Below are 25,551 nucleotides of genomic sequence, written 5' to 3' on the forward strand. Positions count from 1 at the left end.
GGGGACCAAGAGGGGCCGCCGCGGAGGCGTTGGCATTCCGCCGGTTGAACCGGCCACGCTGGAGGGGTGCGGCGCTTTCGTCTCTCACCTCGTGCGTACCGTCGGATCACGCTCGTCGCCCTCCTGGCGCTCGGCGTCATCGTGGTGAGTGGGGCAGCGGTCCGCCTCACCGGCTCCGGCCTGGGTTGTTCGACGTGGCCGAACTGCGAGCCGGGGAGCCTTGTCCCCCACGAGGAGTCCGGCGTCCACGGGCTGATCGAGTACGCCAACCGCCTGTTCACGGGCGTCGTGTCGGTGTCGGTCGCGCTCGCCGTGGCCGGCTCGATCCGCCGCGAACCCCGCCGACGCGACCTCACCTGGTGGTCCTGGTCGCTCGTCGCCGGCGTCGTGGCCCAGATCGTGCTGGGCGGGCTGACCGTCCTCTTCGAGCTCGCACCCCCGTTCGTCATCGGCCACTACCTGCTCTCGGCCGTGCTCGTCGGATGCGCCACCGTGCTGCACCACCGGGCGGGCGAGGTCGACGCCGGCCATCGCCGACCCGTGGCCACCGACGAGATCCGCCTGCTCGCCAAGGTGCTGCTCGCCGCCTCGACGCTGGTCCTCGTGACCGGGACCGTCGTGACCGGCTCCGGTCCTCACGGCGGCGACGAGGACGTCGAGCGACTCCACTTCTTCGTCCCCGACGTCGCCCGCATCCACTCGATCGCGGTCTGGATCCTCCTGGCCGCAACGGTGTGGACCTATCTGCTGGCCCGTCGCGGTGGCGCCTCGCCGGTCGTCGACCGCGCGCTCCGGGTCCTGATCGTGGTCTCCGTCGCCCAGGGGGCCGTCGGCTACACCCAGTACTTCACCGGCGTCCCGGTCGGGCTCGTCGCGGTGCACGTCCTCGGGTCCATGCTGGTGTGGGTCGCGACGCTCCGGGTCCTGCTCACCACCACCGTGGTCGAGGCCTCGGAGCGGGTCACGAAGCGATCGGAGCCGGTCGCGACATGAGCAACCCCCAGATCGCGGATCCCGACGTCGTCCTCGACGAGGACGAACTCGTCGACGAGGACCGGCCGTGGGTCGTGCTCGTCTGGAACGACCCGATCAACCTGATGTCCTACGTCAGCTTCGTGTTCCGCAAGCTGTTCGGTTACAGCCAGGCCAAGGCCGACGAGTTGATGCTCGACGTGCACGAGAAGGGCCGGGCCGCGGTGTCGAACGGCCCACGCGAGAAGGCCGAGCTGGACGTCTTCCGCCTCCACGAACACGGCCTCTGGGCGACCATGGAGAAGCAGTAGATGGGCTTGTTCACCCGCCGGGTGAAGCGGCTCGGCACCGACCGCTACCGCATCACGCTCCCGGAGCACGAAGCCGACCTGTTGCGGAACCTGCTCCCCCAGCTCCGCGGGTTGCTGACCACCGGCATGGCCGAGAACGACCCGTCACTCACCCGGCTGTTCCCGACCGCGTACGCCAACGACCCCGAACTCGACGCCGGCTACCAGGCCCTCGTGCGCGACGAGCTGCTCGAGAAGCGGTTCGGCTCACTCGACGTGATCGAGGCGTTGCTGGCCGAGGCCGACGGCGGCGAGGTCGACGGCGACGAACTGTCGGCGTGGATGCGGGCGATCAACGATCTCCGCCTCGTCCTCGGCACGCGGCTCGACGTCGGCGAGGACGACGATCCGTCCGACATCGACCCCGACGACCCCGATGCCCCGGCCTGGGCGATCTACCACTACCTGGCGATGCTGGTGTCGGTGATCGTCGATGCGCTCACCGAGGACCTCTGACCGAGGACCTCTAGGCCCGGTCGTTGGCGGGCCACGAGAAGCAGCCTGCGGTCCCCGGTCCGGTGTGGGCGCCGACGCTCGGGCCGACCCGGTAGAGCACGACCTCGCGCACCTCCGGCGCCACCGACAGCTGCTGCACCAGTGCCGACGAGAGCGGTTCGGCTCCGGCGTCGGCGATACCGACCGCTACCCGCAGGTTCGTGCCGCTGGCGACGACATGGGCGACCATGGCCGCGGTCGCGTCGTCGACGTGACGGACCTCGCCGATGCGTCGGATCACTCCGTCGACCAGCGACAACACCGCCACGCCGGCGCCCGACTCGGTGTCGGCCGCGAGTCGTCCACCGGCTCGGACGATGTCGAGCGCCCCCACCACGAAGACGTTGTCGACCGTCGGGGCCGTGGCCTCGGCGACCGCCGCGGCCTCGTCGATCGTCGCTCCCGAGGCCAGCGCCTCGGCCGCCTCCCACACGCAGCACGAGATGCCGAAGCTCGCGGTGCCGGTGTCGACGAGGCGCACCGGGACCGGTGACTGCTCGGCCGCGAGACGGGCCGCGTCGAGCGTGGCCGAGACGTCGCCACCGATGTGGATCGACAGGATCGCATCGACGCCACGATCAGCCATCCGCTGGTACGCCTCGATGAAGAGCCCCGGTGCCGGCGCCGCCGTGGTCACCTCCGGCGATGCCCCACCGGCGTAGCGGGCGAAGAAGTCGTCGGCCGTGAGGTCGACGCCCTCGGCGTACGGGACCCCGTCGACGGTGACGGTGAGCGGGACGATCTCGATGTCGTATCGGTCGCGCAGGGCGTCGGGGAACTGGCTGTTCGAGTCGGTGACGATGCCGGTCTTCACGGGCGCTCCTCCCGGTCGAGGAACGCTCGTACGGCGCTCCGCTCGGCTTGGAACCTCTGGAGCATCATCGCACTCGTGGCCGCGGCGGCGACAGGGAGGGCGGCGGTCGGTGGCGGGCCCCACAGGTTCGACCAGCCGCGACGCCACCAGACCGTGGCGGCGCCGGTCCAGGCCAGGGCCGAGATCGTCGTGGCCATGTGCGCCCGCTGTTTCCACCACGGCAACGACCCGGTGACCGCGGTGAGGGCGAGATCGGGGAAGAAGTAGGCGGGGAAGGTGACGAGACACTGGCCGACGCTGGTGGCCACGCCCTTACCGCCCTTGAACCCCTGGGTCGCGGGATAACAGTGGCCGGCCACCGCCGTCGTCGCTGCGAGGTGCGCACCGGTGTCGCCGGCCACGGCACGTCCGGCCGTGGCCGCCACCGCGCTCTTGCCGATGTCGGCCGCGAGCACGGCGTAGCCCCACCCCTTGCCCAGCTGTCCGATGGCATTGGCGGCCCCGGGGTTGCCGGTTCCCAGCGAGCGGATGTCGCCCGCACCAGCGGCCTTCGCCGCGAGCTGCGCCGACGGGAACATGCCGGCGACGTAGCCGACCCCGGCAGCGGCAGCGAGCCGGAGGGCGGTGGGTCTCGACACGCGTCGGACCCTACCGAGCGCTCGTAGGCTCGCTTCGATGTCTGCACCCGACCGATCGCAGCGAGTGGCCGTCGCCCCTGGCGTCGAACTGGCCGTGTTCGAGTGGGACGGCGACGGGACGCCGTTCGTCCTCCTCCACGGCCTCGCCTCGAACGCCCGCCTCTGGGACGGGGTCGCGGCGACGCTGGCCGCTGCCGGGCACCGCGTGCTGGCCGTCGACCAACGTGGTCATGGCCAGGCGAGCAAGCCGGACGACGGCTATGACATGGCCACGGTCACCGACGACCTCCACCGGCTGGTCGGGGCGCTGGGCCTCGAGCGTCCGGTGGTCGCCGGTCAGTCGTGGGGCGCCAACGTCGTCGTCGAGTTCGCCGCCCGCTTCCCGGGCGTCGCCGCGGCCGTGGCCTGTGTCGACGGCGGCACGATCGAGCTCGCTGCACGGTTCCCCGACTGGGACGAGTGCGCCACGGTGCTGCGCCCGCCGCCCCTGGCCGGGACACCGCTCGTCGACATCGAACGCATGATCCGCCAAGGCCACGCCGACTGGCCGGAGTCAGGCATCGCCGGGACGTTGGCGTGCTTCGAGGTCCGCGACGACGGCACGGTCGCTCCGTGGCTCACCCTCGACCGCCACCTGCAGGTGCTGCGCGGGCTCTGGGAGCATCGACCGCACGATCGGTTCCCGCACATCGAGGAGCCGGTGCTGTTCATCCCGGCGACCGGGTCGTCGCCCAGCGAGGCACCCGCGGCGTTGGCCGATGCCCGCGTCGTACCCATCGACGGCGACCACGATCTGCACGCACAACATCCCGTCCGGGTGGCCGAGGTGCTCCGAACGCTGGTCGAGACCGAGGAGGCGCCCTAGATGGCACGGCTGTTGACGATCATGGGATCGGGCGAGACCGCGCCGACGATGATCAAGACCCATCGGCGGCTCATGGAGGCCGTCGGCGCCACGGGCGACGGCGACGCCGTCCTGCTCGACACCCCTTACGGGTTCCAGGAGAACGCCGACGACATCTCGACCAAGGCCCAGGAGTACTTCCGGGCGTCGGTCGGCCACCCCATCGACGTCGCCTCGTGGCGTCGCGGCGACTCGTCCGACACCGTCGCCCGAGAACGGTCGCTGGCCGCCGTGGCCGACGCGTCGTACGTCTTCACCGGCCCCGGGAGCCCGACCTACGCGCTCGACCAGTGGCGCGGGACCCCGTTGCCCGGATTGCTGGCCGACAAACTCCGCACCGGCGGGGCGGTCACGTTCGCGTCGGCCGCTGCGCTGACGCTCGGCGTCGCGACCGTGCCGGTCTACGAGATCTACAAGGCCGGGTTTGCGCCGTGGTGGGTCGAGGGTCTCGACCTGTTGTCAGAGGTCGGGCTGCACGTCGCACTGATCCCCCACTACGACAACGCCGAGGGCGGCCACCACGACACCCGGTTCTGTTATCTGGGCGAGCGGCGCCTGTCGGCCATCGAACCCGACCTGCCCGAGGGCGCGTGGGTGCTCGGCGTCGACGAACACACCGCGCTCGTCCTCGACCTCGACGCCGGCACCGCCACTGTCGAGGGCAACGGGACGGTCACACTGCGCGCCGCCGGCGTCTCGTCGATCCTCGAGACCGGCACCACCGTCCCCCTCGCCGACCTCCACCCCACCGCCACCGCCCCCTCCCCCGATGCCACCCCACAATCTGGTTCTGGGGGCAAGATCGGGACTCCAGATGGCAGATCGCGCACCCAGAACGATCGGGGGGAGGGGCGCGGCGCCGACGGGTTGGGGGTCGGGTTGGGGGCCGACACGGAGCGGTTGGTGGCGGCGTACGACGCTGCCATCGACGGGCGTGACGTGACCGGAGCGGTCGCCGCGGTGCTCGACCTCGAACAGGCGCTGGTCGACTGGTCGGCCGACACGCTGCAGTCCGACGAACGCGATCGAGCGCGCGCCGCGCTGCGCCGGATGATCGTGCGACTCGGCGAGGTGGCCGAGGTCGGGGCGCAGGATCCACGCGCCGTCGTCGGGCCCTACGTCGAGGCCGTGCTCGACGCTCGGGTCGCGGCCCGCAGCGCCGGTCAGTACGACCTGGCCGACGGGTTGCGCGACCGTCTGACGGCGGCCGGCATCGAGGTACGCGACACGCCCGACGGCGCCGAGTGGCTGCTCGGCGACAGCTGACCGCGACCCGGTCTCGCATCACGGTTTCTTCCTCGGGGTGGCGGTTGCTAGGTTTGCCGAACCCACAACGGGGAACGTGCCCCCATCGTCCAGCGGCCTAGGACGCCTGCCTTTCACGCAGGTAACACGGGTTCGAATCCCGTTGGGGGTGCCAACAAGTCATTTCTGGTCCCGTGGTGCAGCTTGGAGTGCACGCCGGCCTGTCACGCCGGAGGTCGCGGGTTCAAATCCCGTCGGGACCGCCAATCAAGACAACACCGGGCTCGCTCGGAGACACACAGCCTGGTCGGGTAGCTCAGTTGGCAGAGCGACCGCCTGAAAAGCGGTAGGTCACCGGATCGACGCCGGTCCCGACCACCACTCGAGAGTCCAGGCCAGACCGTTTCGGTCTGGCCTGGTCCGCGTCCGGGGTGCTCAGCGCGACGTGAGTTGCTGGAGCGCGGCGACCGCCGCTGCACGACTGTCCACTCCCAGCGCACGGAAGACGGCCTCGAGGTGTTTCTTCACCGTGCCTTCGGCGATGCGCAGGGAACGGGCCAACTGGGCGTTGGTCCCGCCCGTTCGCGCCAGGGCGAGGGCGGCCTCGGTCTGCCGCGGGGTGAGCCCGAGATCGATCAGCTGCGCCTCGTCGTCGATCTCCTCGCCGAGTCGCCGCACGAGGAGCACGCTCGGTCCGAGCGCGACGGAGTGCACGGCGCATCGCCACCGTTCGCCGCCGACAGTGACGTCGTGCGGCCCGGAGTCCTGGCGGGCGATGTCGCCGACGGTGGGCAGCAGCGCCTCCACACTTGCCGGCACCCGACCATCGGGAGCGAGCGCCGACAGGACTGCCGACGATGTGGCGTTCTCCACCGAGCCGTCGGATCGGACGGTGAGGACCGCCCACCCGTCGTCGCGGTCCGCCTCGGTGGCGATGGCGCGGGTTCGCTCGCGGTCGACCACCTGTCGGTGGTGCATGGCCAGATGTGCGGTCACGGCATCGAGCACCGCGACGTCGCGGTCGCTGAACTCCCCGGCGGAGGCGCTGCGGTTCAGTGCGTAGCCGACGACCACGTCGGGTGGCGCGGGGAGTTCCACCACCAGCTGGTACCGGACGCCGAACGGGTCGTAGAACTCCCGGTACAGGTCGGTCTCCGTGACCCGATCGCCGCCCGGCACGTCGCAGAACCGCAGGGCACCGGCGTGCGGCTGCTCCATCGAGGCGGCGATGAGTGGGTGCTGCGACGCCAATCGCGCGTACACCGGGGCGAGACGTGTCGCGAGCGGTTCGAGTGCCGGCGGGACGATGACATACCGGAAGTCGCCGGTGGCGAAGGTCATGTCGTTGAACGATGCGCTGTCGCACGAGATCAGCGACCGGAGGAGTTCCAACACCACGTCGAACCCGGGAACCGGGTCTCCGGCGAGGACCGCGGTGGCGTCGAACAGCGCTCGGAGATCGGAGTCGTCGAGCGTCACGGTGGCGGCGATCGTAGTTCTACGTCGATCGACGTATTGCGGTCGAGCAGGGGAACGGGGAGCGTGACGCCATGTCCTTGGCCCGCCATGCCCTCCTCGCCGCTGCCCTGCTCGCCGCGCTCGCCTCGTGCGGGTCCGACGACGATGCCGACACCGACGCTGCACCGGACGACGACACCGAGACGCCGGCCGACGCAGGGTCGAGCGACGACTCGGGGTCGGAGTCCGGCGACTCCGCGGCGGCCGGTGCGTCGACCATCACGGTCGAGGGGACCACGTACCAACTCGACGTCAGCGAGTGCGAGGGCTCGAACACCGACTCCTCCGGGTACCCGTTCCCGGACAACTTCGCCCTCTCGGGCACCGACGTCGACTCCGATCTGCAGTTCTACATCGCTCGGAACGGCCCGGCCGACGAGCTCTTCGTCCAGGTCGGGTCACTCCAGGGGGACTTCGACGAGAACGGCCAGAACGAGAAGCTCCTCTACAGCGCCCAGATGGACACGCTCGACTTCACGGTGAACGGTCCGGATGTGTCGGGCTCGGTCGACGTCCGAGCCATCGGTCCGACCCGCCCCTTCGGCGACGAGACCGTCGTCGAGTTCGACTTCGACTGCTGACCCCGAGCCATCCGCTCTAGCGGAAGCGGTACTCGATCGGCAGGTGCTTGGTGCCGCCCACGAAGTGCGCCCGGGCGTCGGTGGGCTCGCCGGCGAGGCCGATGAAGTCGAGCTGGTCGGCGAGCTTGCCGATCATGGTGCGGATCTCGCGTCGGGCGAAGTGGGCGCCGAGGCAGAAGTGCGGACCGAGACCGAACGACAGGAGCTTGTCGGCATCGGGGCGCCGGACGTCGAACTCCATCGATCGTTCGAAGACCGCTTCGTCGCGGTTCGCGCTCGGGTAGCTGAGGAGCACCCGGGAGCCGGCGGGCATGTCGACGTCGCCGACGCGGGTGTCCTCCTCGGCCGTGCGGAGCATGTGGCGCACCGGCGACGTCCAGCGGATGATCTCCTCGGTGGCGTTGACGATCAGACTCGGGTCGTCGCGTAGCGCGGCGAACTGGTCAGGCCGCTCGATCAACTCACGGAGACCCCCGGTGAGTCCGAACGACGTGGTGTCGTGGCCTGCAGTCGCCACGATGATGTAGTACCAGAGCCGGTGCTCGTCACTGATCGGGCAACCGTCGACCTCGCCGTTGGCGATGATCGAGCCGAGATCGTCCTGCGGACACGCCCGACGGTCCTCGGTCATCTCGTTGAAGTACTGGATGAAGGTCATGACCGAGGCGAGAGCCGACGCGATCGGGTCCTCCGCATCGCCCATGAACTCGGGGTCCGATCCACCGAACATGCCTTGCGTGAGCTCCAGCATCATCGGCTCGTCCTCGCGGGGCACGCCGTAGATCTCCATGATCACCCGCAGGGTGAACGGCTGGGCGACGTCGATGGCGAAGTCGCACCGTCCGTCGAGCTCGCGCATGGTCTCGATGTACTCGTCGGCGATCTGGTCGATCCGCTCCTGCCAGCGCGCCGTCGCCGACGGCTTGAACCAGTCGTTGGCCACCTTCCGATGCGCTCGATGCTCCTCCCCGTCGAGGTGGACCAGCGCCTTGGGCGTGATGCCCGTCGCCATCGCGTCGTTCCACTCCGACGATGACATCAACGCCGATTGTGCGGTGTTCCGCCACAGGTCGGGGTGGCGCTCGACGTCGAACACGTCGGCGTGGCGGGTCAGCACCCAATAGTGCTCGAAGTCGGGATGGTCGACGGAGACGATCGGGGTGTCTCGGCGGAGTTCGGCCACCTGTTCGTGCCAGGCCGCCATGTCCTCCCACGCCCGTGGATCCTGGAACAACGTCACGGTCGACTCGTCAGACATGCAGTCTCTCCTCGGGGCGCTCATCGGACTTACTGGACACTCATCCTATTCCTGTCGCGATTGGAATTGTCCACCCGGACAATTCGGAGGAGCCGGGCGCAGTCGCATGCGGGGTACGGTCGCTCCATGGGCACGACTGGGGAGTCGGGAACGCCAGCGCTGGCGTTCGTGTACAACGTCGACGCGACGCCGGTGGCGATGTTGCGCGACCTGTGGAGCGGACTCACCACGGGGGAGACCGACTGCCGGCTGTGCGATCTCACGTTCGGTCGACTGCTCAAGGACCGAGGATGGAAGGACTTCGTCGACGGCCTCCCGCTCGAGGTCGACTTCTCGCTGCGCTCGACGTTCGTGCGCCGCCATCCGTCCCTGGACGGACACCGGTTCCCTGCGGCCTTCCTGGTGGAGGGAACGACGGTGGGGCGCGAGGTGATCGATGCGGAAGCGATCGAAGCGTGCGGGGATCTCGACGCTCTGCGCGAACTCGTGGCCACGACCGTCGATTCCCTGGACATCGACGGGATTCCCTCCTGATCCGGCCCTCGGAGCGATGAGTCCCGACGGAGGCCGCCCATAGGCTCGGCATCTCGTCGACTTCGCGCTGAGGACCCATGAGAAGCTCCGACCGACTTCCCCTGCTGGCGGTGGCCTTGGCCACCGTCTTGACCATCGCTCTGGCAGCGACCACGGGCAACGGCACCACGACATCGATCCCCGGAAGCGACGTTGCCGCCGCCGGCGCCAGCGATGCCGTCGGATCGGCGACGGTCGGGCGGATCGACTCGCTGGTGTTCGTCGATCCTGGCGCGGTCACCGAACTCGCGGCAGCAGTCATCGCCACGACGACGACGACCACCACCACCACCACGACCACCACGACGACGACCACCACGACGACGACCGCTCCCCCGGCCCCAGCACCGAAGGCGGCGCAGACCACGTCAGCGAACACGTCGTCGTCGCCGGCACCCGCCCCGGCGCCGGCGCCGCCACCGCCGGCCGAGCCGACGACCAGCGGGTCGTGCGCGTCGAACTTCGCATCGTGGATGAACTCGTTCCGCTCGTCGAACGGGGTCGCCGCGCTGACGACCGACGGAGGCATCGCCCACATCCCCCTCGACTGGTCGAAGTCGATGGCACGCAGCCAGAACCTCGCGCACAACCCCAACTACGCCGGTCAGGTCCGGGCGGCGCGCCCGCAGGCCGGGTCGGTCGGCGAGAACGTCGGCTACAGCTCCCGTGGCGCCCGGGCCGTCTTCGATCGGATGGTCGCCTCCGGGTCACACCGTGCGGCGATGCTCAACGGCGCGTACACACACGCGGCCACGGGCTGCGCGGTCGACAGCCAGGGCAAGGTCTGGGTCACCGTCGACTTCTGGGGCTGACCACGCGGTCGTAGAGCGCCACCATCTGGGGACCGACGCTGTCCCAGTCGTAGAGCTGGGCATGGGATTGACAGCGCTGCGCCTGCTCCCGGGGATCCCCGGAGAGTTGTTCGTCGAGCAGTCGTGCACATTCGTCGACGTCGTCGACGTCGAAGAGGCCGCCGACACCGTCGACGATCAGTTCCGGGAGCGCTCCCGAGTGTGTCCCCACGACGGGCGTGCCGGCAGCCATCGACTCGATGACGACCATGCCGAACGCCTCCTCGATGCTGGTCAGCGCGCTCACCGATGCACGGGCGTACTCGCGCTTGACCTCGTCGCCGTCCACGTCGCCGAGGAACGTGATCCGCTCGGCGACCGCCGGATCGACCATCGCCCGGAGGCGGGTCCGGGTCTCCTCGCTCGCCCGACCGCCGAACACCAACGTGGCGTCCGGCCGGGATCGGGCGACGATCTCGAACGCGGCGACGAGGAAGTCGGCACGCTTGCGAGGCCCATCGGGGGTGGCGGCGCAGAAGATCCGCCCCGGTTGCCGCTCGACGTCGTCGAGGCGGAACGTGGCGGTCTCGAGGGCGTAGGGGACGACGGTGGTCTCGATGCCGTAGGTCTCGCGGAAGTGGTCACCGCACGCCCTGCTCGGGGTCGAGATCACCACATCGCCATGGGAGATCCGATCGAAGATGCGGCGGTTGATGCGCTGCCCTCGCCATGACCGCTCGAGGATGATGCCCGCATACGAGATCACGAGGGGCCGGCGGGCGAGCCGGGCGGCTGCGGCGTCGAGGTAGGTGAAGGCGTGCACCACGTCGGGCGACGACGACCGCAGTTGCCGCGCCATCGCCGGGATCATGGTGAGGTCCGGGCCCAGCTCGCGATAGACGCGCCGTAGGTCCGGAGCTCGGACGGTCCGGTAGTCGAGGCCGTCGATCTCGTAGGTCGACGAGCGGGAATGGCTCGCCAGCACGCTGGCCTCGTGGCCATTGGCGTTGAGCCATCGTCCGAGGCCGTGCATGACGGCTTCGGAGCCCCGGTGCACCTGGGGCCAGCAGTACGGGTTCGTGATCCGGATGTCCATGTTCACCAAGCCTCCGAGTAGATGCCGCCACCGGCGGTCGCGTAGCCCTGTCGGATCGAGCAGATCGTCGATGCCGAGAGCTCGTCACGCCACGCCTGACTGCGGCGGCGGGAGTCGCGCACGAGGTGCTGACGGCCATCGCTGCGCTCGAGCGTGCCGTCGGTCGCTGCGGCGACCTCCGCCTCCATCGCGTCGTTCCAGGCCAGGCCCAGATGCGCAGCACTCGCCTGGAACACACGCACCGGTCGACGGGCGAGTTCTTCGTACTCGATCACCTTGGCGCGGGGACCGACCGCCGCTGCGGCGGCGACCATCGACTGCTCGTGCCGCGCCAGGATCGCGCCGAGGCATGCCGCGGGGTCGTCGCGGATCCCGGCCTCGTCGAGGAAGGGGCCGAACGCGGACTCGTGCGGTGCGCGGATCCAGTTGCGTCGGTGCCACGACGAGACGATGGCGGCCGGGTGACGCAGGACGAAGAGTGCCGTGGCGGCGAAACGCTCGGTCAGCCAGAGGGCCGACATCGGCAGCACCTCCTTGATGACCAGCGTCTCTGCCGTGCGGGACCAGAACTGGCTCGGCCACGGGGTGACGGCTGTCGACACGGCCGGTCGGCCCGAGAAGGCCCGGTCGGCGAGCGCGGTGAGCGCATCCGACGGCGTCGGGTCGGCCAGTTGCGGGACCAGGTCGAGGCGCCGACGGAAGATCTCGTGGGTCAGCGGCTCACGTTGATACGCCGCGCGGGGCGCTGCACCGAGCGTCGCGCCGATGAAGCTGGTGCCGCTGCGGGCGCTTCCGATGATGAGCGCGGGCGCTCGCTCCGTCCTGACGCGCACGCCGACAGCACGTGTCGTGGCGCGCGCGAACCGACCCCAGTTCGACCCCATGGTCGAACCCTAGCCCCGCCGGGTTGTGCCTTGTCAGTTGGCGGTAGCCGCCTTCTCGCGGTCGAGCACGGCCGCGAGCCGGCGAGAGCCGGCACGACGGAGGCGTGCGACCCGCAACCGACGGAGCGTGCTGCGCAGTTCCTTGGTCCACTGCGCCATCTCGGACGGCGGCACCAGATCGGCTGGCACCCGTCCGCTGTCGGGATGGATCGCCAGCAGGTCGTAGAAGGGCCCGCCGTGATCGACCGAGCGCAGTTGCCCGATCCGGAAGTCGTCGTGGGCGCCGTTCCGCTCGGCGATGTTGCGGAACAGTCGGTAACCGAGCGGCTCGAGGATCCGACCGATGTCGGCAGGCTCGCGACCGCGCGACTCGAGTTCGTGTGCTGCCACCTCGATCGAGACCACGGGGAGCCAGCGGGCGATCAGGGAACGAGCGCTGCGCAACACGTCGACATCCATGCCCTCGACGTCGATCTTGACGACGTCGATGCGGGTGTCGGCACCGAGGGTCTCGACCGCCCATTCGTCGAGGTGCACGACGGCAGGCCCCTCGCCACCGGCGGCGCCGGCGCTCGGGACGAAGCGAGTGGCGGCGAGGTTGCCCTCGAACTCCTCGCGTTCGTAGGCAATGGCGCGATCGGAGACCACGCCCTCGACGACCACGACGCGGTCGATGAGATCGTTGCTGCGGACGTTGCGTCGAAGGACGTCGGCGTTGGTCGGCGACGCCTCGAACCCGAACACCCGACCGGAGGGTCCGACCGACGCTGCGAGCGGGATGGCGAAGGTCCCGATGTTGGCGCCGATGTCGAGCACGACGTCGCCCTCGCGGACCAGCGAGCGCATGGCCGCCAGGTCAGGACGCTGATGACCACCGAAGTCCCGGAGGTGCTCGGTCACCAGATCGTCCTCGTAGGCGTGGAACGCTCCGAACGGGGTTTCGACGACGACGAGATCCATGTGCGGAGAACGGACGAGCGGGTGGCATCGTGCGGTCGGGACCGGACAATTCACCCCGAGGTGCGGGCCCGATGGCGGACAACGGACCCCCTAGGGTGCCGGTGATGACGCCGCCACGACCGCTGCTCCCGGAGCTGACCCGTGCGGGGTGACGTCGCTGGCATCGTGATCGTCCACGAACGCACCGACGAACTCGACGCCTGCCTCCGCCGGGTCCACGAGGACGTCGGATCCCTGACGGTCGTGCAGAACCTCGTCGACGTCGACGTCGACGCGCCGGAGGGCGCCCGCACGATCGCCAACCCGGCGCCGCTCTCCTATGCCAAGAACGTGAACATGGCGGTCCGAGCGACCACGGAGCCCTACGTGGCCCTCGTCAATCCGGACTGCATCCCCGATTCCGGGACCATCGATCGCCTCGTCGACTTCGCAGCGTCGAACGACCGTGTCGGGCTCGTGGCCCCACAGCTGCGCTGGCCAGACGGGCGGCGCCAACCGACGGGGCGCTCGTTCCCCACGGTCGGCGGCAGCGTGATCCGTCGCACGCCGCTCCGAAAGCTCTTCCCGCCGATGAAGTGGCAGGCGGCGCACTACCGACTCGACGAGCAGGCCACCGAGCCGTGGCGAGCCGACTGGCTGCTCGGTGCGTTCTGGGTGTTCCGGCGCGAGGTCTTCGAAGCGTGCGACGGGCTCGACGAGCAGTACCCCATGTACGTCGAGGACATCGACATGTGCGTGCGCGTCGCGCAGCATGGCGGGGAGTGCTGGGTCGATCCCGGCGCGGGTGCGATGCACGCCTATCAGGCGGTGGTCGACGAACGACTCCTCAGCCAGCGGAACCTGTGGCATGCGCGCAGCATGGTGCGGTTCCTGCGACGCCACCGCTCACTGGTGTTCTCGAACGACCACCCGTTGCGCGTGCCCGCAGAACCCGGGCGCTGACCGGTCCGGTCAGGTACGGCTGAGGCTGCGCCGGCGGCTCGAGCGAACGGCGAACCAGCCGATGGCGACGAGCGCCAGGGCGACGAGGATCATCAACAGGATGCTGGCACCGGTGAAGGCGAGCGGCCCCTTGTTGCCGTCGCCGTCGCCGTCACCGCGGCTCAGCGACACACCGAGCACGCCGAAGCCGGCGACGCCGCCGAGCGTGCACTGCACGGTGAAGTCGTTGCCGACGGCGACCAGGTCGTAGTTGCCGGGATCCAACGGCGGCACGGCGAACGAGAGCGCGATCGACTGGGCCTGGGCCGGGATCCGGCGGACACCGGACACCTCGCCGCTGGCCGCGACCTCGTTGCCACCGAGGAGGAGTCGGACCGGGCCGTCGGCATTGTCGACCGTGGCCGTCACCGTCTCGCCCGGGCGTCCCTCGTTGACGTCGATGGTGCAGGAGACCTCGGCGTCGACGGGCGGAAGCGTCGGTTCGGTGCAGCCGTCGGGGTAGCAGTCGTCGGCCTGAGCCGCGCCGGCAGGCAAGGCGAACAGGAAGACCGCCAACACGACGCCAAGGGTCAGGGCGCCGAGCCTGTGGATCACGCGTGGGTTCATCAGAGTCCGCCTAGCAGATGCACTCGGTCGTCGGGAGGGGCAGGGGACGCAAAGAGTACAGAACCGCACGCTCAGTAGCCAGTCATCTCGGACGAACCGGACACGGAGAGCACCCACGTGCGGTCCAGTTCCACGTCGCCCTGCACCATGCCGGAACCGGTCGCGACCGACACGGACGCCATCGTCGGGCGCACACGCGGTGACGGGACGAGACGGATCTCGTAGTCGCCCTCTGCGGTCGGAGCGAGCCGGAGATCGAACTCCATCGTGCGACTTTCGCCCGCAGGCACGTCGATCCAGGCGCTGATCAGGGGTCGACCATCCTCCGTCTGCAGGCTGGGAGCCAGCCGGAACGGGCCGCCGGAACTCGAGGCGAGCGACGAACCGGTGGGCAGGTAGAGGGTCACGACGCCGCGGTAGAGACCGGCCTCCTGCTCGTCGCTGATCGGACCGAACACATAGCGCGGCTCGGTCACTCCGGGTGGCGCGGTGTTGGTGACCGTGACCGCTGCCGTGAGTTCGCCGACCTCGCCGGCCACGCGCTCGCCGCGGAGTTCGATCGACGTGTCGAGGTAGTAGTCGAGCTTGTTGCCGCTGACGTTCTGCACCGTCAGGTGGAAGCTGTCGAGCAGGTCGGCCGGTGGCAGCGACCCGTCGGCGCCGAACGACGCGATCGAGTTCTCGACGTCGGTCGACGAGCTGTGCACCAGCAGATGCCGGCCGTCGACCGCAGTGGAGACCGCCTCGGCGAGGTCGCGGACGCTCGGGAACTCGCCTTCCACCAGCCGGCGGAAGGCGGCTTCAGCGACGTTGCCGAGCACGTCCGAACGCTCCTCGACGCCGGGGAAGAGCGTGTATGCCTCGTTCAACACCAGTGCCTCGATGTTGCCGGCGTCGACCACACCCAACTCCTCGACCAGGACCGGGCCGACCACGTCGAGGATCCTCGCCAGGCCGGTCGGGTCGATCTGGATCACGCCGTCGGCCGGGAGACCGGTCGCTCGCTCGTACATCGCCTGGAGCGCAGGCGCCACCAGCGGGAGATCGGCGGAAACGGTCGTGTTGCGCCACTCGCGTGTCAGATCGAAGCCGTCCCACCGATCGAGCAGGTCCTCGGGCAGGCCCACCGAGTCCGGAGGTACCGGGACCGCGACGTCGAGTTCCTCGACGCGACCGAAATCGCGCAGTTCGATCGTGCCGCCGGAACCCTCGAGCACGCCGTAGTTCAGCATCATGCCGCCCGTGCCACGCATCTCGGCCGTGTTGGCGACCGCCACGAGATAGCGGCGGGGCCGGTCACCGCCGACGAGTTCGTCGAGGATCGCGAGGCCCCGGTCGAGTCGTTCGAGCTCGACACGCCGCGCACGTGCCTCGTCGCGCACGGCGTCGTGGAGCTCGCGGGTCGGCCCGAGCAGGAAGGTGCCGCCCGAGTCGTCGAGATTCCGAGGGATCTCGATCAGCAGCGCCTCGACCTCCTTGCGAGCGATGGCCAGTGCGTCGATGGGCACCGTGCCCTCCGCGAGCGACACCTGCAGCGTGCCGTCGGGGCCCTCGAGTTGATCGGCGGTCGACAGGATCCGCCCGCCACCGTGGACGACCACAGCAGCCAACTCGACGGACTCCCGCAGCGACGCCAGGTTCTGCTGGACCACCGGCACCATCCCGGCGAGCGCCAACGAGGGCGCGTGGAGCGACTCGTTCGCGTCGGCGATGCCGAGCTCGGCGGCGGCGAGTGACCGACGGGCGTCCTCGATCCGACCGTCGCGGATCGCGGCGGCGGCCTGGCCCACATGGCGCTCGGCGTCGCGGAGCGAGCGCGACGCACCGACGAGATTGAACGCGCCGAGCACGCCGGGGATCGCGACGACCAAGGCGACCACCAGGAGGATCCCCAGACGGCGGAGTGTCATGTCGCGACGCGATCCGGCTGCGCCGGCACGACGGGGCTGTGCAGCACGGTGGGGCTATTCGGCGACATCGGCCGCGTACTCCTGGTAGTCGTCGGAGGACTCGCCGTCGTTGGAGACGAAGCCCACGATGCTGATCTGGGCATCCTTGAACCGACGCACCAAGGCTCGGAGGTCGCGGCGACGGACGGCACCGATGCGGGACACGACGATCGCGCCGCCGACCGAACGGCCGACCACGAGCGGATCGGCCACCGGGAGGACGGGTGGCGTGTCGACCACGAGCAGGTCGCATTGGCGGGAGGCCGCGGCCACGAGATCCGAGAACGCCTGGCGGCCGAGCAGCTCGCTCGACGCCGACGACGGCGGCCCGGCGGTCAGGACCGCCAGGCTCGGGCCGACGTAGTTCACGGCGTCGCCGAAGCTGCTCCGACCGAGGAGCACGTCGGACAGGCCGGTGTCGTTGTCGAGACCGAGTTGACGGTGCACCGCGGGCTTGCGGAGGTCGGCATCGATGAGCACGACGCGCGAACCGCTGTCGGCGAACGCCGCGGCCAGGTTCACCGCCGTCGTGGTCTTGCCCTCGGAACTGGTGGCGCTGGTGACGAGCACCGAGCGGATGGGGTCGTCGAGGCTGCGGTACTTGAGCGATGTCCGCAGATAGCGGAAGGCCTCGCGCGCCGATGGTTCGAGATCGTCGCCGTGGGCGTTGGGCGCCTGCATGTGCGGGATCCCGGCGAGTACGGGGATCGACGGATCGACCACCGCGAGGTCGTCGGCATCGGTCAGCTTGTCCTGGGCGATCTCGAGGAGGACGGCGACGCCCACGCCCACGAGGAGCCCGAGGATCAGCGCGGTGAAGCCCGAGCGCAGCGGCTTCGGCGACACGGGCGAGAGGTTGAGCGACGCCTGGGTCACGATCTCGGTCCCGCCCTGGCGCAGTGCGGCCTCGACGTCGAGCTGATCGGCACGTGCGCCGTAGTCGAGCACCTGGGCCGACAGGCCGGTGCGCGTGACCCGGAGGTTCTCGGCGACGGCCGGATCGGTCAGCGGATCGGCGAGCTGGCGATCGACCTCGGCCAACTGCTGGGTGGCGTCGCTCGCCCGACGGCGCAGTTCGGCCGACTGCACGACGAGCGCCTCGACCGACTGCTTCTGTCGTTCCTCGACGAAGACCTCGGCGTAGGCGTTGGCCGCATCGGCGGCACCACCCGGCGTGGACGAGGTCACCTTGACCTGGATCACCTCACTGAACCCGACCACCTTGGCGACCACGCCGGAGAACGGGTCGGCGTCGTCGCCCAGTCGCTCCTCGACCAGGTTGCGCATGCGAGCCGAGCCCAGCACCTCGACGTCGGTCAACAGCTCACGGCTGCGCGTCTGGGCGTTCTGGGCGCCGTCTTCGTCGAACGGCGACTCCGAGTCGTCGGGACGCACGCGCATCGAGGCCGCCGACGAGTAGACGGAGTCCTGGAGCAACGAGGGGGTCACGCCGAGGATCACGACCATGACGGTGACCACGGCGATGGCCACGCGGTGTCGTAGCAGGATCTGCGCGTAGGCGCGGAGCCTGAGGTCAGTGCTCGGATTCACAACCGGCTCGATTCACATCGGTGCAGAAATGGAATCGCCACGCTAACCCGCCCACTCTGCGCGGATCGATCACGGGCCCGCACGTACCGTGACGGCGGGGCAACGCAACGGGTGCTCGACAAGCGTCGGGTACCCTCCGTCGCCGACCTGGAGCGCCCCGACGGGCGGGCGTTCGTGCGGAGGAGAGCACCGGATTGCGACGACTACTCGACGCGGCGTTCAACGTACGACGGCTGTTGCTGATCGCTCGGATCCGCATCCACGCCGCTCTGCAACGCGCGACGGTCGACGTTCAGATCGCTCCCGGGCTCCGCATGGAGGGCCGCATCACGTTGCGGATCCACCCCCACACGACCACGACGATCCGGATCGGCAAGGGCACGCGCCTGGGCGACAACCTCCGCCTCGTGCTCGACGGCGGCAACCTCGTGGTCGGCGAGCGGGTGTACATCCGCACGGGCGTCGTCCTCCACGTGCGCGGCGACCTGACCTTGGGCGACCAGTCGCTGATCTCGTACTACTCGGTCCTCCACTGCGACGAGGAGATCACCATCGGGTATCGATCGGCGCTGGGGGAGCACCTCACGATCATCGATTCGATCCACGTCACCCCGCCCGAAGGCGAGTGGTGGGTGAATCACATCGAGACCCGCCCGGTCCGCCTCGGCGAGGACATCTGGGGCGGTTCGAAGATCACCATCGGTCGTGGCGTGACGATCGACGATCGTTGTGTGATCGCCGCCAACTCGGTCGTGACCAGCGACGTCCCGCGTGGATCCTTCGCCGGTGGCGCTCCCGCCCGCGTCATCGGACCGGCATCGCTGTGGCCGGGAGAACAGGCATGAGCGTCGCCGTCTCCGTGGTCGTCTCGACCTACGACCGGCCCGAGATGATGGAGCGTCTGCTCGACTCGTTGCTCGCGCAGGACCACCCGGACCACGAGATCATCGTCGTCGACAACGGGTCCGACGCCCGGACCGGCGAGATGCTCGATCGAGTCGCCGAACACGACCACCGTTCGGTGCTCCGCCGACTCCGCGTCGACGTCAACCGCGGGCCGGCGCCGGCGCGAAATCTCGGATGGCGAGCGGCCGACGCACCGCTGATCGCCTTCATCGACGACGACTGCATCGCCGAGCCCACCTGGCTCTCCGGTCTGTGCGCCGAGGCGGCGCCGAAGGTCATCGTCCAGGGACGGACCACACCCGATGGCGACCTGCGCGCGTCGGGCGCATGGGCCAAGTCACAGAACATCAACCGCGTGACCATGCGCTTCGAGACCTGCAACCTGCTCATGCCGCGCGACGTGCTCGAGGCGACCGACGGGTTCGACGAACGGTTCCGCGTCGCCGCCGGCGAGGACACCGATCTGGGCTGGCGGGCCATGGACCTCGGAGTCCAGGTCGTGTTCGCTCCCGAGGCACGGGTGCGCCACGTGATCTGGGACCGCACGTTCCGCGATCACCTCCGCGAGCGCATCCGGTGGTCCGAGACGGCGTTGGTCGTCAAGAAGCACCCCGGCATCCGCACGCAACTGCCGCTGCGGTTCCTCTACCGCTGGGCTCACGGCATCGTGATGGTCGGCGTCCCCGTGGCCGCGATCCTGCTCCTCACCCCGCTGTGGTGGCTGGTGCCGGTCGGTCTCGCGGCGTGGGTCGCCGCCTACGTCGGTCTGCGCGGACGGCGCTTCGGCATCCTCGGTGCCGCCCGACGGTCGGTCGAGACCCTGATCTCGGCGGTCTGGGAGGTCGCGCTGTTCGCGCGCAGCAGCCTGCGGTTCCGCACGCTCCTGCTCTGAGCTTCAGCTGGTGCCGCTCGTGACCCGAGCGAGCAGGACGCCGGCGGCCGCCTCGTCGTCGGGACGGGGCGCCTCGCTGACCTGGCCGTGCTCCATCACCAGCAGTCGGTCGCACACCGTCAGCGTCGACGGGCGGTGGGCCACGAGCACCACGGTCACGTCGGTGGGCAGCGCGGCCAACGCGTGTTGGATCTGTCGTTCGCTCGTCACGTCGAGCGCCGAGGTGGGCTCGTCGAGCACGATCAGCTGCGGGTTGCCGGCGAACGCTCGGGCCAGGGCGATCCGCTGACGCTGCCCGCCGGAGAGCTCGCGCCCTGCCTCGCCGACGGCGCGTGACGAGTCCGCGGTCCACTTCTCGAGATCGCGTGAGAGCGCGGCTGCCTCGATCGCGCGGTCGATGTCGGCATCGGTCACCGACGGCCGGAAGAAACGGACGTTGTCACGCACGTCGCCGGAGATCAGCCGCGGCTGCTGGCCGACGTAGGCGATGAGCGAGTGCCAGTCGTCGGTCCTGGCTTCCGACAGGTCGATGCCCGACACGCGAACCGTGCCCGACGACGGGGCCCGCAGGCCCAACAGGACCTGGACGAGCGTCGTCTTGCCGCCGCCGGACGGACCGACGACGCCGATGACCTCACCAGCGGTGATCGAGAGGTCGACGCCGCGGAGCGCCTGCTCGCCACTCGGATACTGGTAGGTGACCCCGGAGAGCTCGATCCGGTCGATGGTGGTGAGCGGCGTCGATCCCCGGACCGGCGGCGAGGCCCGCAGGTAGCGATCGGTCGACTCGCGCAGCTCCTCGAGGAACGGCCACTGCTCGACGATGAACTGCGCTCCCGCCTGGGCGCCCTGTGCGTACCGCATGTTGCGGAGCAGGAACAGCACGGCGACGCCGAGACCGAGCGGCTCGACGACCGAGAGGGCGTTGATCACCGCGAGACCGCCGACGAGGGCGCCCATGGTCGCCGAGACCATGAGACCCGGCACGACCAGCGACAGGAACCGCGCCCGGCGATGGGGCTTGGCGACGTCGATGATCGCCCGACCGACCCTGGCCTGCATCGCGTCGATCACGCCGAAGACCCGGACCTCGGCCGTCACCTCGGTCGCCTCCTCGATGGCGGAGATCACCTGGTTGTGGCCGCTGAGGTGGGCGCGCGACGTCGTGCGGGTGAGCGAGACCAGTGGGCGCAGACCGACCACGAGGATCCCGGTCAGCCCGAGCATGGAGGCGGCGGCGATCGGCGCGGCGAGCGCTGCGGCTCCGGCGAGGACCACGAACCCGACGGCCGACATCAGCACCGACGACATCATGTGGAAGGTCTGCGAGACCCGCATGGCGTGCATCGACGCCAACTCGTGCACGTGCCCGGCCGACTCCTCCTCCTGGACCTCCCACGAGGTGCGCAGATAGGCGCCCAGCACCTTCTGGCGGGCTTGGACGACGCCGAGCGTCGACAGACGGGCGGCGATGAAGGAGCCGACGACTCGGGTCACCGTGACCACCAGGACGGCGGCGGCTCCCATCCACAAGGCCCCGGTCGTGCTCCCCGTCCCGAGATCGATCGTGCCGAAGTCCAGGGTGACGGTGTCGTCACCGGAGACGGCGAGGGCGATCGCCGCGACGAGCGCGATGGTCGCGGCCTCGGCCAGGCTCGAGATGGCGCTGACCGCCGCGAATGCCGCGAGGTGTCCGCGGGCGCCGCGGTACTCCGAGAGCAGGTCCCAGACGTCGCGCAGACGGACTCGGCCCGACGACGGCTCGGGTGAAGGCGCCGTGGTCGAGTCGGACATGGGTCGAGACGCTAAGCGACATGTCCCCCCACCGACGAGCCACGCCCGATCGGCACTCGTGATCGCGTGCGGTACGGTCCGCCGCCATGCAGACGGTCATCTTGTGCGGCGGCAAGGGAACGCGGGCATACCCGCACACGGAGGTGGTCCCGAAACCTCTCCTCGAGGTGGACGGCACGCCGATCCTCGGTCACCTGCTCGGGATCTACGCAGCCCAGGGGTTCACCGACTTCATCCTGTCGGCCGGCTACCTCGCCGATCGGGTCGAGGAGTTCGCCCGCACGCTCCCCAAGACCTGGCAGGTCGAGGTCGTCGACACCGGCGAGGAGTCGAACACGGCCGATCGCATCACCGGCGTTCGCCACCTCCTCGACGACGTGTTCATGGCCAACTACTCCGACGGACTCGGCAACGTCGACATCGAGACCCTGGTGGCCTTCCACAAGGGCCATCCCGGGGCGGCCACCCTCACGACCGTTCCGCTGCCCAGCCAGTACGGCACCATCGAGTCGGACCGCTACGACCGCGTCGTCGAGTTCCGCGAGAAGCCGAAGCTGCCCGATCACCGGATCAACGGCGGCTACTTCGTGATGGACCGCCGGGTGCTCGACCTCTTCGACGGGCCGGACCTCGAGCGCGACGTGCTCCCGACCGTGGGCGCAGCGGGCGAGCTGTACTCGTTCCGCCATCAGGGCTTCTGGAAGTCGATGGACACCTACAAGGACGCGCAGGAACTGACGGCGCTCGCCCACGACGGCGCGCCGTGGAACGACACGCCCGGCGCACCGCACTGACGACGCCCGTGGACCCTCGCACTGCGGCCCTCGGCGGCCAGCGGGTCCTCGTGACCGGCGGCACCGGGTTCCTGGGTGCCCACCTCACCCGGGCCCTCGTCGGCCTCGGTGCCGAGGTGCACGTGCTGACCTCGGGGACGCAGGACGCCGAGCTCGACGACGTACGCCACCACCTGGGGAGCATCGTCGACCCCGACTCGGTGCGCGCTGCCGTCGCCGCGGCCCAGCCCGACGTCGCGTTCCACCTCGCGGCGTTCACCCATGTCGGTCGGTCGTGGGACGCGGCAGACGCCTGCGTCCGCGTGAACGTCGAGGGCACCATGAACCTGCTGCTCGCACTCGCCGACAGCGGGTGTCGCCGAACCGTGACGGCGAGCACCTCCGACGTCTACGGCGCCGGCGTCGTGCCGTTCCGCGAGTCGGCGACTCCGCTCCCCACGTCGCCCTACGCGACCAGCAAGCGCGCCGCCGAGCTGCTGTGCACCATGGGGGCGGAGGCCAGCGGATGGCCCATCGTCCAGCTCCGCGTGTTCAACGTCTACGGCCCCGGCCAGACACCCGATCGGTTGATCCCCGAGATCATCGCCCGCGCCAACGACGGCGACGAGCTCCTCATGACCCGTGGCACACAGACCCGCGAGTTCAACTTCGTCGACGACATCGTCGAGGGATTCCTCGTCGCTGCGGTCGCAGAGGGAGCCGCGGGCGAGCTGGTGAACCTGTGCAGCGGCACCGAGGTGTCGGTGGCCGAGGTGGCCGAGACGGTGCTCGACCTCATGGGCAACCCGATCCGCGCCCAGCTCGGCGCGCTGCCGGAACGACCGATCGAGATCCCCCGTGTGGTCGGCGACCCCACGCGCGCCCGCGAGGTCCTGGGTTGGTCGGCACGGACGTCGCTCGCCGACGGCCTCTCGAAGACGATCGACTGGTACTCGCAGCGCTGACGGGCGGTCAGACGAGGCTGGCTGCGGTGTGCTCCTCGATCTGGCGCCGGCCGAGCGCCGCCATCTCGTCGGAGCGGTAGAACCGGATCGTCTCGTCGATCGCCTGGTCGACCGACCAGCGCGGGCCCCAGCCGAGGTCGTCCATGGCGAGGGTCGCGTCGAGCTGCAGCAGGGTCGCCTCGGCGGTGGAGTCGTCCCGATCGATCACGATCGCGTCGTCGGGGGCGCCCCAGCTGGCCGCCGCGCGGCGGGCCACGTCGAGCACCGACTTCTCACCGGCGGAGTGGGCGAAGTTGTACGAGTCGGCCACGGGCCGACCGTCGAGCATCGCGGCCGAGACCAACAGGTAGCCGCTGAGGCAGTCGAGCACGTGCTGCCACGGCCGTACCGCGTCGGGGCGGCGGAGCGTGACCTGTTCGCCGGCTGCGAGCGCCCGCACGATGTCGGGGACGAGGCGGTCGTCGGACCAGTCGCCACCGCCGATCACGTTGCCGGCGCGCACCGAGACCAGCGGGCGGGGGTCGAGGCCCATGTGGCTCGCGTCGCGGTACGGCGAGAGAACGATCTCTGCCGCGGCCTTCGACGCGCTGTACGGGTCGTGGCCGCCGAGGGGGTCGCCCTCGCGGAACGATCGCCCGAGGTTGTCGTTCTCGTAGACCTTGTCGGTGGTGATCACGACGATGGCCTGGACCGACGGACACGCCAGCGCGGTCTCGACCGCGTGGACCGTGCCCATGACATTGGTCGCGAACGTCGAGATCCGATCGCGCCAACTCGCTCGCACCAACGGCTGGGCCGCGAGGTGGAACACCACGTCGGGCTGGACAGCGTCGACCGTACGGCCGAGGGCCTCGACATCGCCGACGTCGCCGAAGTGGCTCTCGACGAACTCGTCGACCCCGAGGTCGTGGAACGCTCCCTGCTTGGGCACCTCGTCCGAGTAGCCGGCCACGTCGGCACCGAGCAGGTCGAGCCAGGTGGCGAGCCAACTCCCCTTGAAGCCGGTGTGGCCCGTGAGCAGGACTTTCCGGCCGGCGAACTGCGCGGCGGGGTCGATCCGTGGGGTGGGGGCGACGGGACCATCCATGAGACAACAGGATTCGCCGCGGAACCCCCGAATCCCTGTCCGGGCCGACAGTCAGAGCAGGAGCGTCCGCTCCCGAGCGCTCGACGCGGCCATCGCTGCGACCTCGACCACGCCCGCACCGGCCCGCAGTCCGGCGACCTGCAACCGGGTCAGGACGGTCCCCCGCTCGCGTCGGCTCTTGAGCGCGACCCACGCCCCGGCGGCGACTGCTCCGAGGCGGACGTCGACCACCCCAGCCACCGAGACGCCGACCACCGCGGCCAGCGTCGACCCGTGGCTCCGCTGCCAGAACACGCGCATCGGCAACAACGCGCGGAGCTCGGGATGCTCTTTCACCAGCCGCACGAGGTGGACCATGCGCAGTCGGTCGTCGAGGTGGGCGCGATAGCTCTGTCGCCAGATGACGTGATGGGCGACGGCGTCGGCGACGAAGGCCGTGGATGCACCGGCGGCGACGGCGCGCAGACCGAGGTCGGTGTCCTCGCCGGCCGGGATGGGGAACGACTCGTCGAACCCGCCCACCTGTTCGAGCACCGAACGGCGGTAGCCGATGTTGCAGGTCTCGAAGAGGCCGCTCCATCGCGTGATCCGCTGCGTCCGGTCCCACGGCCCGACCGGTTCGGGATCGTGGTCGTCGGGGTGGGTGGCGCCCTGCACGATGTCGTGCCCCTCGGCGAGCGCCTGCGACAACGCCGACGCCCACCCGGCCCCGACTCGACAGTCGTCGTCAGTGAACAGGACGTGGTCGCCGCGTGCGACCTGCCATCCCAGATTGCGGGCTCGGGCGGGACCGCGGTTGTCGTCGATCCGCTCGACCCGCAGGGCCGTGCCGCCGTCGGTGGCCGCCATCTCGGCGAGCATGCGGCCCGTCTCCGGGCGCGAACCGTTGTCGACCACGACGACCTCGAGGCCGGCCACGTCCTGCGCCAGGAGCGACGAGACGAGCTCGCGGGCCATGACGGGACGGTCGTAGGTCGACACCACGACGGAGACCGACGGGGTCATGA

Annotated in this window: 26 protein-coding genes and 3 tRNA genes; 16 read left to right on the forward strand and 13 right to left on the reverse strand. The window is 70.0% G+C overall.

Annotated features, from left to right (window positions below; translation table 11 throughout):
- Positions 1 to 66 precede the first annotated feature (66 nt).
- The 3 genes from AB8619_RS17495 to AB8619_RS17505 are packed head-to-tail and all read left to right on the forward strand — an operon-like array spanning position 67 to position 1,778.
- A complete protein-coding gene (locus AB8619_RS17495) occupies positions 67 to 993 on the forward strand; it encodes a COX15/CtaA family protein (protein WP_436793910.1) in 927 nt (308 codons plus the stop codon).
- Entirely contained in the window at positions 990 to 1,283 is a 294-nt protein-coding gene (gene clpS, locus AB8619_RS17500) for an ATP-dependent Clp protease adapter ClpS (protein ID WP_436793911.1), read from the forward strand. The genes AB8619_RS17495 and clpS overlap by 4 nt, the downstream gene beginning before the upstream one ends.
- Positions 1,284 to 1,778, forward strand: coding sequence for a DUF2017 family protein (locus AB8619_RS17505; RefSeq protein ID WP_436793912.1), 495 nt, complete (start codon positions 1,284 to 1,286; stop codon positions 1,776 to 1,778).
- A 10-nt stretch (positions 1,779 to 1,788) separates the two neighbouring features.
- Here AB8619_RS17505 and AB8619_RS17510 read toward each other — a convergent pair whose 3' ends face one another.
- Positions 1,789 to 2,631 (reverse strand): DegV family protein, encoded by an 843-nt coding sequence (locus AB8619_RS17510; RefSeq protein ID WP_436793913.1) that lies wholly within the window; start codon positions 2,629 to 2,631, stop codon positions 1,789 to 1,791.
- On the reverse strand, positions 2,628 to 3,269 hold the full coding sequence (locus tag AB8619_RS17515) for a glycerol-3-phosphate acyltransferase (protein WP_436793914.1): 642 nt from the start codon (positions 3,267 to 3,269) through the stop codon (positions 2,628 to 2,630). Before AB8619_RS17515 ends, AB8619_RS17510 begins: the two co-directional genes overlap by 4 nt.
- A 37-nt stretch (positions 3,270 to 3,306) precedes the next feature.
- Between AB8619_RS17515 and AB8619_RS17520 the strand changes: the two genes are divergently transcribed.
- The 5 genes from AB8619_RS17520 (at position 3,307) to AB8619_RS17540 (ending at position 5,799) form a co-directional block, all read left to right on the forward strand.
- The gene (locus AB8619_RS17520; RefSeq protein WP_436793915.1) at positions 3,307 to 4,134 is read left to right on the forward strand and encodes an alpha/beta fold hydrolase; all 828 of its coding nucleotides are present in this window, start codon (positions 3,307 to 3,309) and stop codon (positions 4,132 to 4,134) included.
- On the forward strand, positions 4,135 to 5,439 hold the full coding sequence (locus AB8619_RS17525) for a CysS/YqeB C-terminal domain-containing protein (RefSeq protein WP_436793916.1): 1,305 nt from the start codon (positions 4,135 to 4,137) through the stop codon (positions 5,437 to 5,439).
- A gap of 78 nt (positions 5,440 to 5,517) precedes the next feature.
- Positions 5,518 to 5,593, forward strand: a tRNA-Glu gene (locus AB8619_RS17530).
- Positions 5,594 to 5,606: 13 nt separating this feature from the next.
- Positions 5,607 to 5,684 (forward strand) — tRNA-Asp (locus AB8619_RS17535).
- A gap of 39 nt (positions 5,685 to 5,723) precedes the next feature.
- Positions 5,724 to 5,799: transfer RNA gene (locus AB8619_RS17540), tRNA-Phe, on the forward strand.
- Between the two features lie 54 nt (positions 5,800 to 5,853).
- On the opposite strand, the gene AB8619_RS17545 is transcribed toward AB8619_RS17540, so the two are convergent.
- Positions 5,854 to 6,897, reverse strand: a complete 1,044-nt coding sequence (locus AB8619_RS17545; RefSeq protein ID WP_436793917.1) for a response regulator transcription factor — start codon at positions 6,895 to 6,897, stop codon at positions 5,854 to 5,856.
- A gap of 71 nt (positions 6,898 to 6,968) precedes the next feature.
- Here AB8619_RS17545 and AB8619_RS17550 point away from each other — a divergent pair, with 71 nt between their 5' ends.
- Positions 6,969 to 7,517, forward strand: a complete 549-nt coding sequence (locus AB8619_RS17550) for a hypothetical protein (RefSeq protein ID WP_436793918.1) — start codon at positions 6,969 to 6,971, stop codon at positions 7,515 to 7,517.
- 16 nt (positions 7,518 to 7,533) lie between these two features.
- On the opposite strand, the gene AB8619_RS17555 is transcribed toward AB8619_RS17550, so the two are convergent.
- Positions 7,534 to 8,775: a cytochrome P450 gene (locus AB8619_RS17555; RefSeq protein ID WP_436793919.1), complete on the reverse strand. Its 1,242-nt coding sequence runs from the start codon at positions 8,773 to 8,775 to the stop codon at positions 7,534 to 7,536.
- Positions 8,776 to 8,901: 126 nt separating this feature from the next.
- On the opposite strand from AB8619_RS17555, the gene AB8619_RS17560 reads away from it, so the two are divergent.
- Positions 8,902 to 9,309, forward strand: a complete 408-nt coding sequence (locus AB8619_RS17560) for a hypothetical protein (RefSeq protein ID WP_436793920.1) — start codon at positions 8,902 to 8,904, stop codon at positions 9,307 to 9,309.
- 77 nt (positions 9,310 to 9,386) lie between these two features.
- The gene (locus AB8619_RS17565) at positions 9,387 to 10,160 is read left to right on the forward strand and encodes a CAP domain-containing protein (protein WP_436793921.1); all 774 of its coding nucleotides are present in this window, start codon (positions 9,387 to 9,389) and stop codon (positions 10,158 to 10,160) included.
- Here the strand turns inward: AB8619_RS17565 and AB8619_RS17570 are convergent.
- The 3 genes from AB8619_RS17570 to AB8619_RS17580 all read right to left on the reverse strand — a co-directional run bounded on the left by AB8619_RS17570 (position 10,138) and on the right by AB8619_RS17580 (position 13,079).
- Positions 10,138 to 11,235 (reverse strand): glycosyltransferase family 4 protein, encoded by a 1,098-nt coding sequence (locus AB8619_RS17570; protein WP_436793922.1) that lies wholly within the window; start codon positions 11,233 to 11,235, stop codon positions 10,138 to 10,140. The two genes, AB8619_RS17565 and AB8619_RS17570, sit on opposite strands and share 23 nt — an antisense overlap.
- 2 nt (positions 11,236 to 11,237) lie before the next feature.
- Positions 11,238 to 12,068: a sulfotransferase gene (locus AB8619_RS17575; protein ID WP_436793923.1), complete on the reverse strand. Its 831-nt coding sequence runs from the start codon at positions 12,066 to 12,068 to the stop codon at positions 11,238 to 11,240.
- An 84-nt stretch (positions 12,069 to 12,152) separates the two neighbouring features.
- On the reverse strand, positions 12,153 to 13,079 hold the full coding sequence (locus AB8619_RS17580) for an FkbM family methyltransferase (protein ID WP_436793924.1): 927 nt from the start codon (positions 13,077 to 13,079) through the stop codon (positions 12,153 to 12,155).
- A 141-nt stretch (positions 13,080 to 13,220) separates the two neighbouring features.
- Here AB8619_RS17580 and AB8619_RS17585 point away from each other — a divergent pair, with 141 nt between their 5' ends.
- Positions 13,221 to 14,021: a glycosyltransferase family 2 protein gene (locus AB8619_RS17585; protein ID WP_436793925.1), complete on the forward strand. Its 801-nt coding sequence runs from the start codon at positions 13,221 to 13,223 to the stop codon at positions 14,019 to 14,021.
- A gap of 9 nt (positions 14,022 to 14,030) precedes the next feature.
- Here the strand turns inward: AB8619_RS17585 and AB8619_RS17590 are convergent, their stop codons facing one another.
- The 3 genes from AB8619_RS17590 to AB8619_RS17600 form a co-directional block, all read right to left on the reverse strand.
- Complete coding sequence (locus tag AB8619_RS17590) at positions 14,031 to 14,627, reverse strand: hypothetical protein (RefSeq protein ID WP_436793926.1); 597 nt, start codon at positions 14,625 to 14,627, stop codon at positions 14,031 to 14,033.
- Positions 14,628 to 14,698: 71 nt separating this feature from the next.
- Positions 14,699 to 16,537: a DUF4012 domain-containing protein gene (locus AB8619_RS17595; RefSeq protein ID WP_436793927.1), complete on the reverse strand. Its 1,839-nt coding sequence runs from the start codon at positions 16,535 to 16,537 to the stop codon at positions 14,699 to 14,701.
- 54 nt (positions 16,538 to 16,591) lie between these two features.
- On the reverse strand, positions 16,592 to 18,067 hold the full coding sequence (locus tag AB8619_RS17600; RefSeq protein ID WP_436793928.1) for a polysaccharide biosynthesis tyrosine autokinase: 1,476 nt from the start codon (positions 18,065 to 18,067) through the stop codon (positions 16,592 to 16,594).
- A gap of 254 nt (positions 18,068 to 18,321) precedes the next feature.
- On the opposite strand from AB8619_RS17600, the gene AB8619_RS17605 reads away from it, so the two are divergent.
- Together AB8619_RS17605 and AB8619_RS17610 are read left to right on the forward strand one after the other, a co-directional pair.
- The gene (locus tag AB8619_RS17605; protein ID WP_436793929.1) at positions 18,322 to 18,972 is read left to right on the forward strand and encodes an acyltransferase; all 651 of its coding nucleotides are present in this window, start codon (positions 18,322 to 18,324) and stop codon (positions 18,970 to 18,972) included.
- Entirely contained in the window at positions 18,969 to 19,925 is a 957-nt protein-coding gene (locus AB8619_RS17610) for a glycosyltransferase family 2 protein (RefSeq protein ID WP_436793930.1), read from the forward strand. Before AB8619_RS17605 ends, AB8619_RS17610 begins: the two co-directional genes overlap by 4 nt.
- A gap of 3 nt (positions 19,926 to 19,928) precedes the next feature.
- Here AB8619_RS17610 and AB8619_RS17615 read toward each other — a convergent pair whose 3' ends face one another.
- Entirely contained in the window at positions 19,929 to 21,719 is a 1,791-nt protein-coding gene (locus AB8619_RS17615) for an ABC transporter ATP-binding protein (protein ID WP_436793931.1), read from the reverse strand.
- A gap of 86 nt (positions 21,720 to 21,805) precedes the next feature.
- Between AB8619_RS17615 and AB8619_RS17620 the strand changes: the two genes are divergently transcribed.
- Both AB8619_RS17620 and AB8619_RS17625 read left to right on the forward strand, forming a co-directional pair.
- Positions 21,806 to 22,513, forward strand: a complete 708-nt coding sequence (locus tag AB8619_RS17620) for a sugar phosphate nucleotidyltransferase (RefSeq protein ID WP_436793932.1) — start codon at positions 21,806 to 21,808, stop codon at positions 22,511 to 22,513.
- Entirely contained in the window at positions 22,483 to 23,457 is a 975-nt protein-coding gene (locus AB8619_RS17625) for an NAD-dependent epimerase/dehydratase family protein (RefSeq protein WP_436793933.1), read from the forward strand. Before AB8619_RS17620 ends, AB8619_RS17625 begins: the two co-directional genes overlap by 31 nt.
- A gap of 7 nt (positions 23,458 to 23,464) precedes the next feature.
- On the opposite strand, the gene rfbG is transcribed toward AB8619_RS17625, so the two are convergent.
- A complete protein-coding gene (gene rfbG / locus AB8619_RS17630) occupies positions 23,465 to 24,544 on the reverse strand; it encodes a CDP-glucose 4,6-dehydratase (RefSeq protein WP_436793934.1) in 1,080 nt (359 codons plus the stop codon).
- 51 nt (positions 24,545 to 24,595) lie between these two features.
- Positions 24,596 to 25,549, reverse strand: coding sequence for a glycosyltransferase family 2 protein (locus AB8619_RS17635; RefSeq protein ID WP_436793935.1), 954 nt, complete (start codon positions 25,547 to 25,549; stop codon positions 24,596 to 24,598).
- Positions 25,550 to 25,551 lie beyond the last annotated feature (2 nt).

Origin of the sequence: Actinospongiicola halichondriae, assembly GCF_049103745.1 — a bacterium.
GTDB classification, from domain to species: Bacteria; Actinomycetota; Acidimicrobiia; order Acidimicrobiales; family Salinilacustritrichaceae; genus Salinilacustrithrix; species Salinilacustrithrix halichondriae.

What these genes read in the sequence shown, in the direction of transcription:
- AB8619_RS17595 (WP_436793927.1), bottom strand. Translation starts at nt 16,537, where the DNA reads ATGACACTCCGCCGTCTGGGGATCCTCCTGGTGGTCGCCTTGGTCGTC.
- AB8619_RS17570 (WP_436793922.1), bottom strand. Translation starts at nt 11,235, where the DNA reads ATGGACATCCGGATCACGAACCCGTACTGCTGGCCCCAGGTGCACCGG.
- AB8619_RS17550 (WP_436793918.1), top strand. Translation starts at nt 6,969, where the DNA reads ATGTCCTTGGCCCGCCATGCCCTCCTCGCCGCTGCCCTGCTCGCCGCG.
- AB8619_RS17560 (WP_436793920.1), top strand. Translation starts at nt 8,902, where the DNA reads ATGGGCACGACTGGGGAGTCGGGAACGCCAGCGCTGGCGTTCGTGTAC.
- AB8619_RS17565 (WP_436793921.1), top strand. Translation starts at nt 9,387, where the DNA reads ATGAGAAGCTCCGACCGACTTCCCCTGCTGGCGGTGGCCTTGGCCACC.
- AB8619_RS17520 (WP_436793915.1), top strand. Translation starts at nt 3,307, where the DNA reads ATGTCTGCACCCGACCGATCGCAGCGAGTGGCCGTCGCCCCTGGCGTC.
- AB8619_RS17525 (WP_436793916.1), top strand. Translation starts at nt 4,135, where the DNA reads ATGGCACGGCTGTTGACGATCATGGGATCGGGCGAGACCGCGCCGACG.
- AB8619_RS17580 (WP_436793924.1), bottom strand. Translation starts at nt 13,079, where the DNA reads ATGGATCTCGTCGTCGTCGAAACCCCGTTCGGAGCGTTCCACGCCTAC.
- AB8619_RS17635 (WP_436793935.1), bottom strand. Translation starts at nt 25,549, where the DNA reads ATGACCCCGTCGGTCTCCGTCGTGGTGTCGACCTACGACCGTCCCGTC.
- AB8619_RS17555 (WP_436793919.1), bottom strand. Translation starts at nt 8,775, where the DNA reads ATGTCTGACGAGTCGACCGTGACGTTGTTCCAGGATCCACGGGCGTGG.
- rfbG (WP_436793934.1), bottom strand. Translation starts at nt 24,544, where the DNA reads ATGGATGGTCCCGTCGCCCCCACCCCACGGATCGACCCCGCCGCGCAG.
- AB8619_RS17610 (WP_436793930.1), top strand. Translation starts at nt 18,969, where the DNA reads ATGAGCGTCGCCGTCTCCGTGGTCGTCTCGACCTACGACCGGCCCGAG.
- AB8619_RS17590 (WP_436793926.1), bottom strand. Translation starts at nt 14,627, where the DNA reads ATGAACCCACGCGTGATCCACAGGCTCGGCGCCCTGACCCTTGGCGTC.
- clpS (WP_436793911.1), top strand. Translation starts at nt 990, where the DNA reads ATGAGCAACCCCCAGATCGCGGATCCCGACGTCGTCCTCGACGAGGAC.
- AB8619_RS17615 (WP_436793931.1), bottom strand. Translation starts at nt 21,719, where the DNA reads ATGTCCGACTCGACCACGGCGCCTTCACCCGAGCCGTCGTCGGGCCGA.
- AB8619_RS17620 (WP_436793932.1), top strand. Translation starts at nt 21,806, where the DNA reads ATGCAGACGGTCATCTTGTGCGGCGGCAAGGGAACGCGGGCATACCCG.
- AB8619_RS17505 (WP_436793912.1), top strand. Translation starts at nt 1,284, where the DNA reads ATGGGCTTGTTCACCCGCCGGGTGAAGCGGCTCGGCACCGACCGCTAC.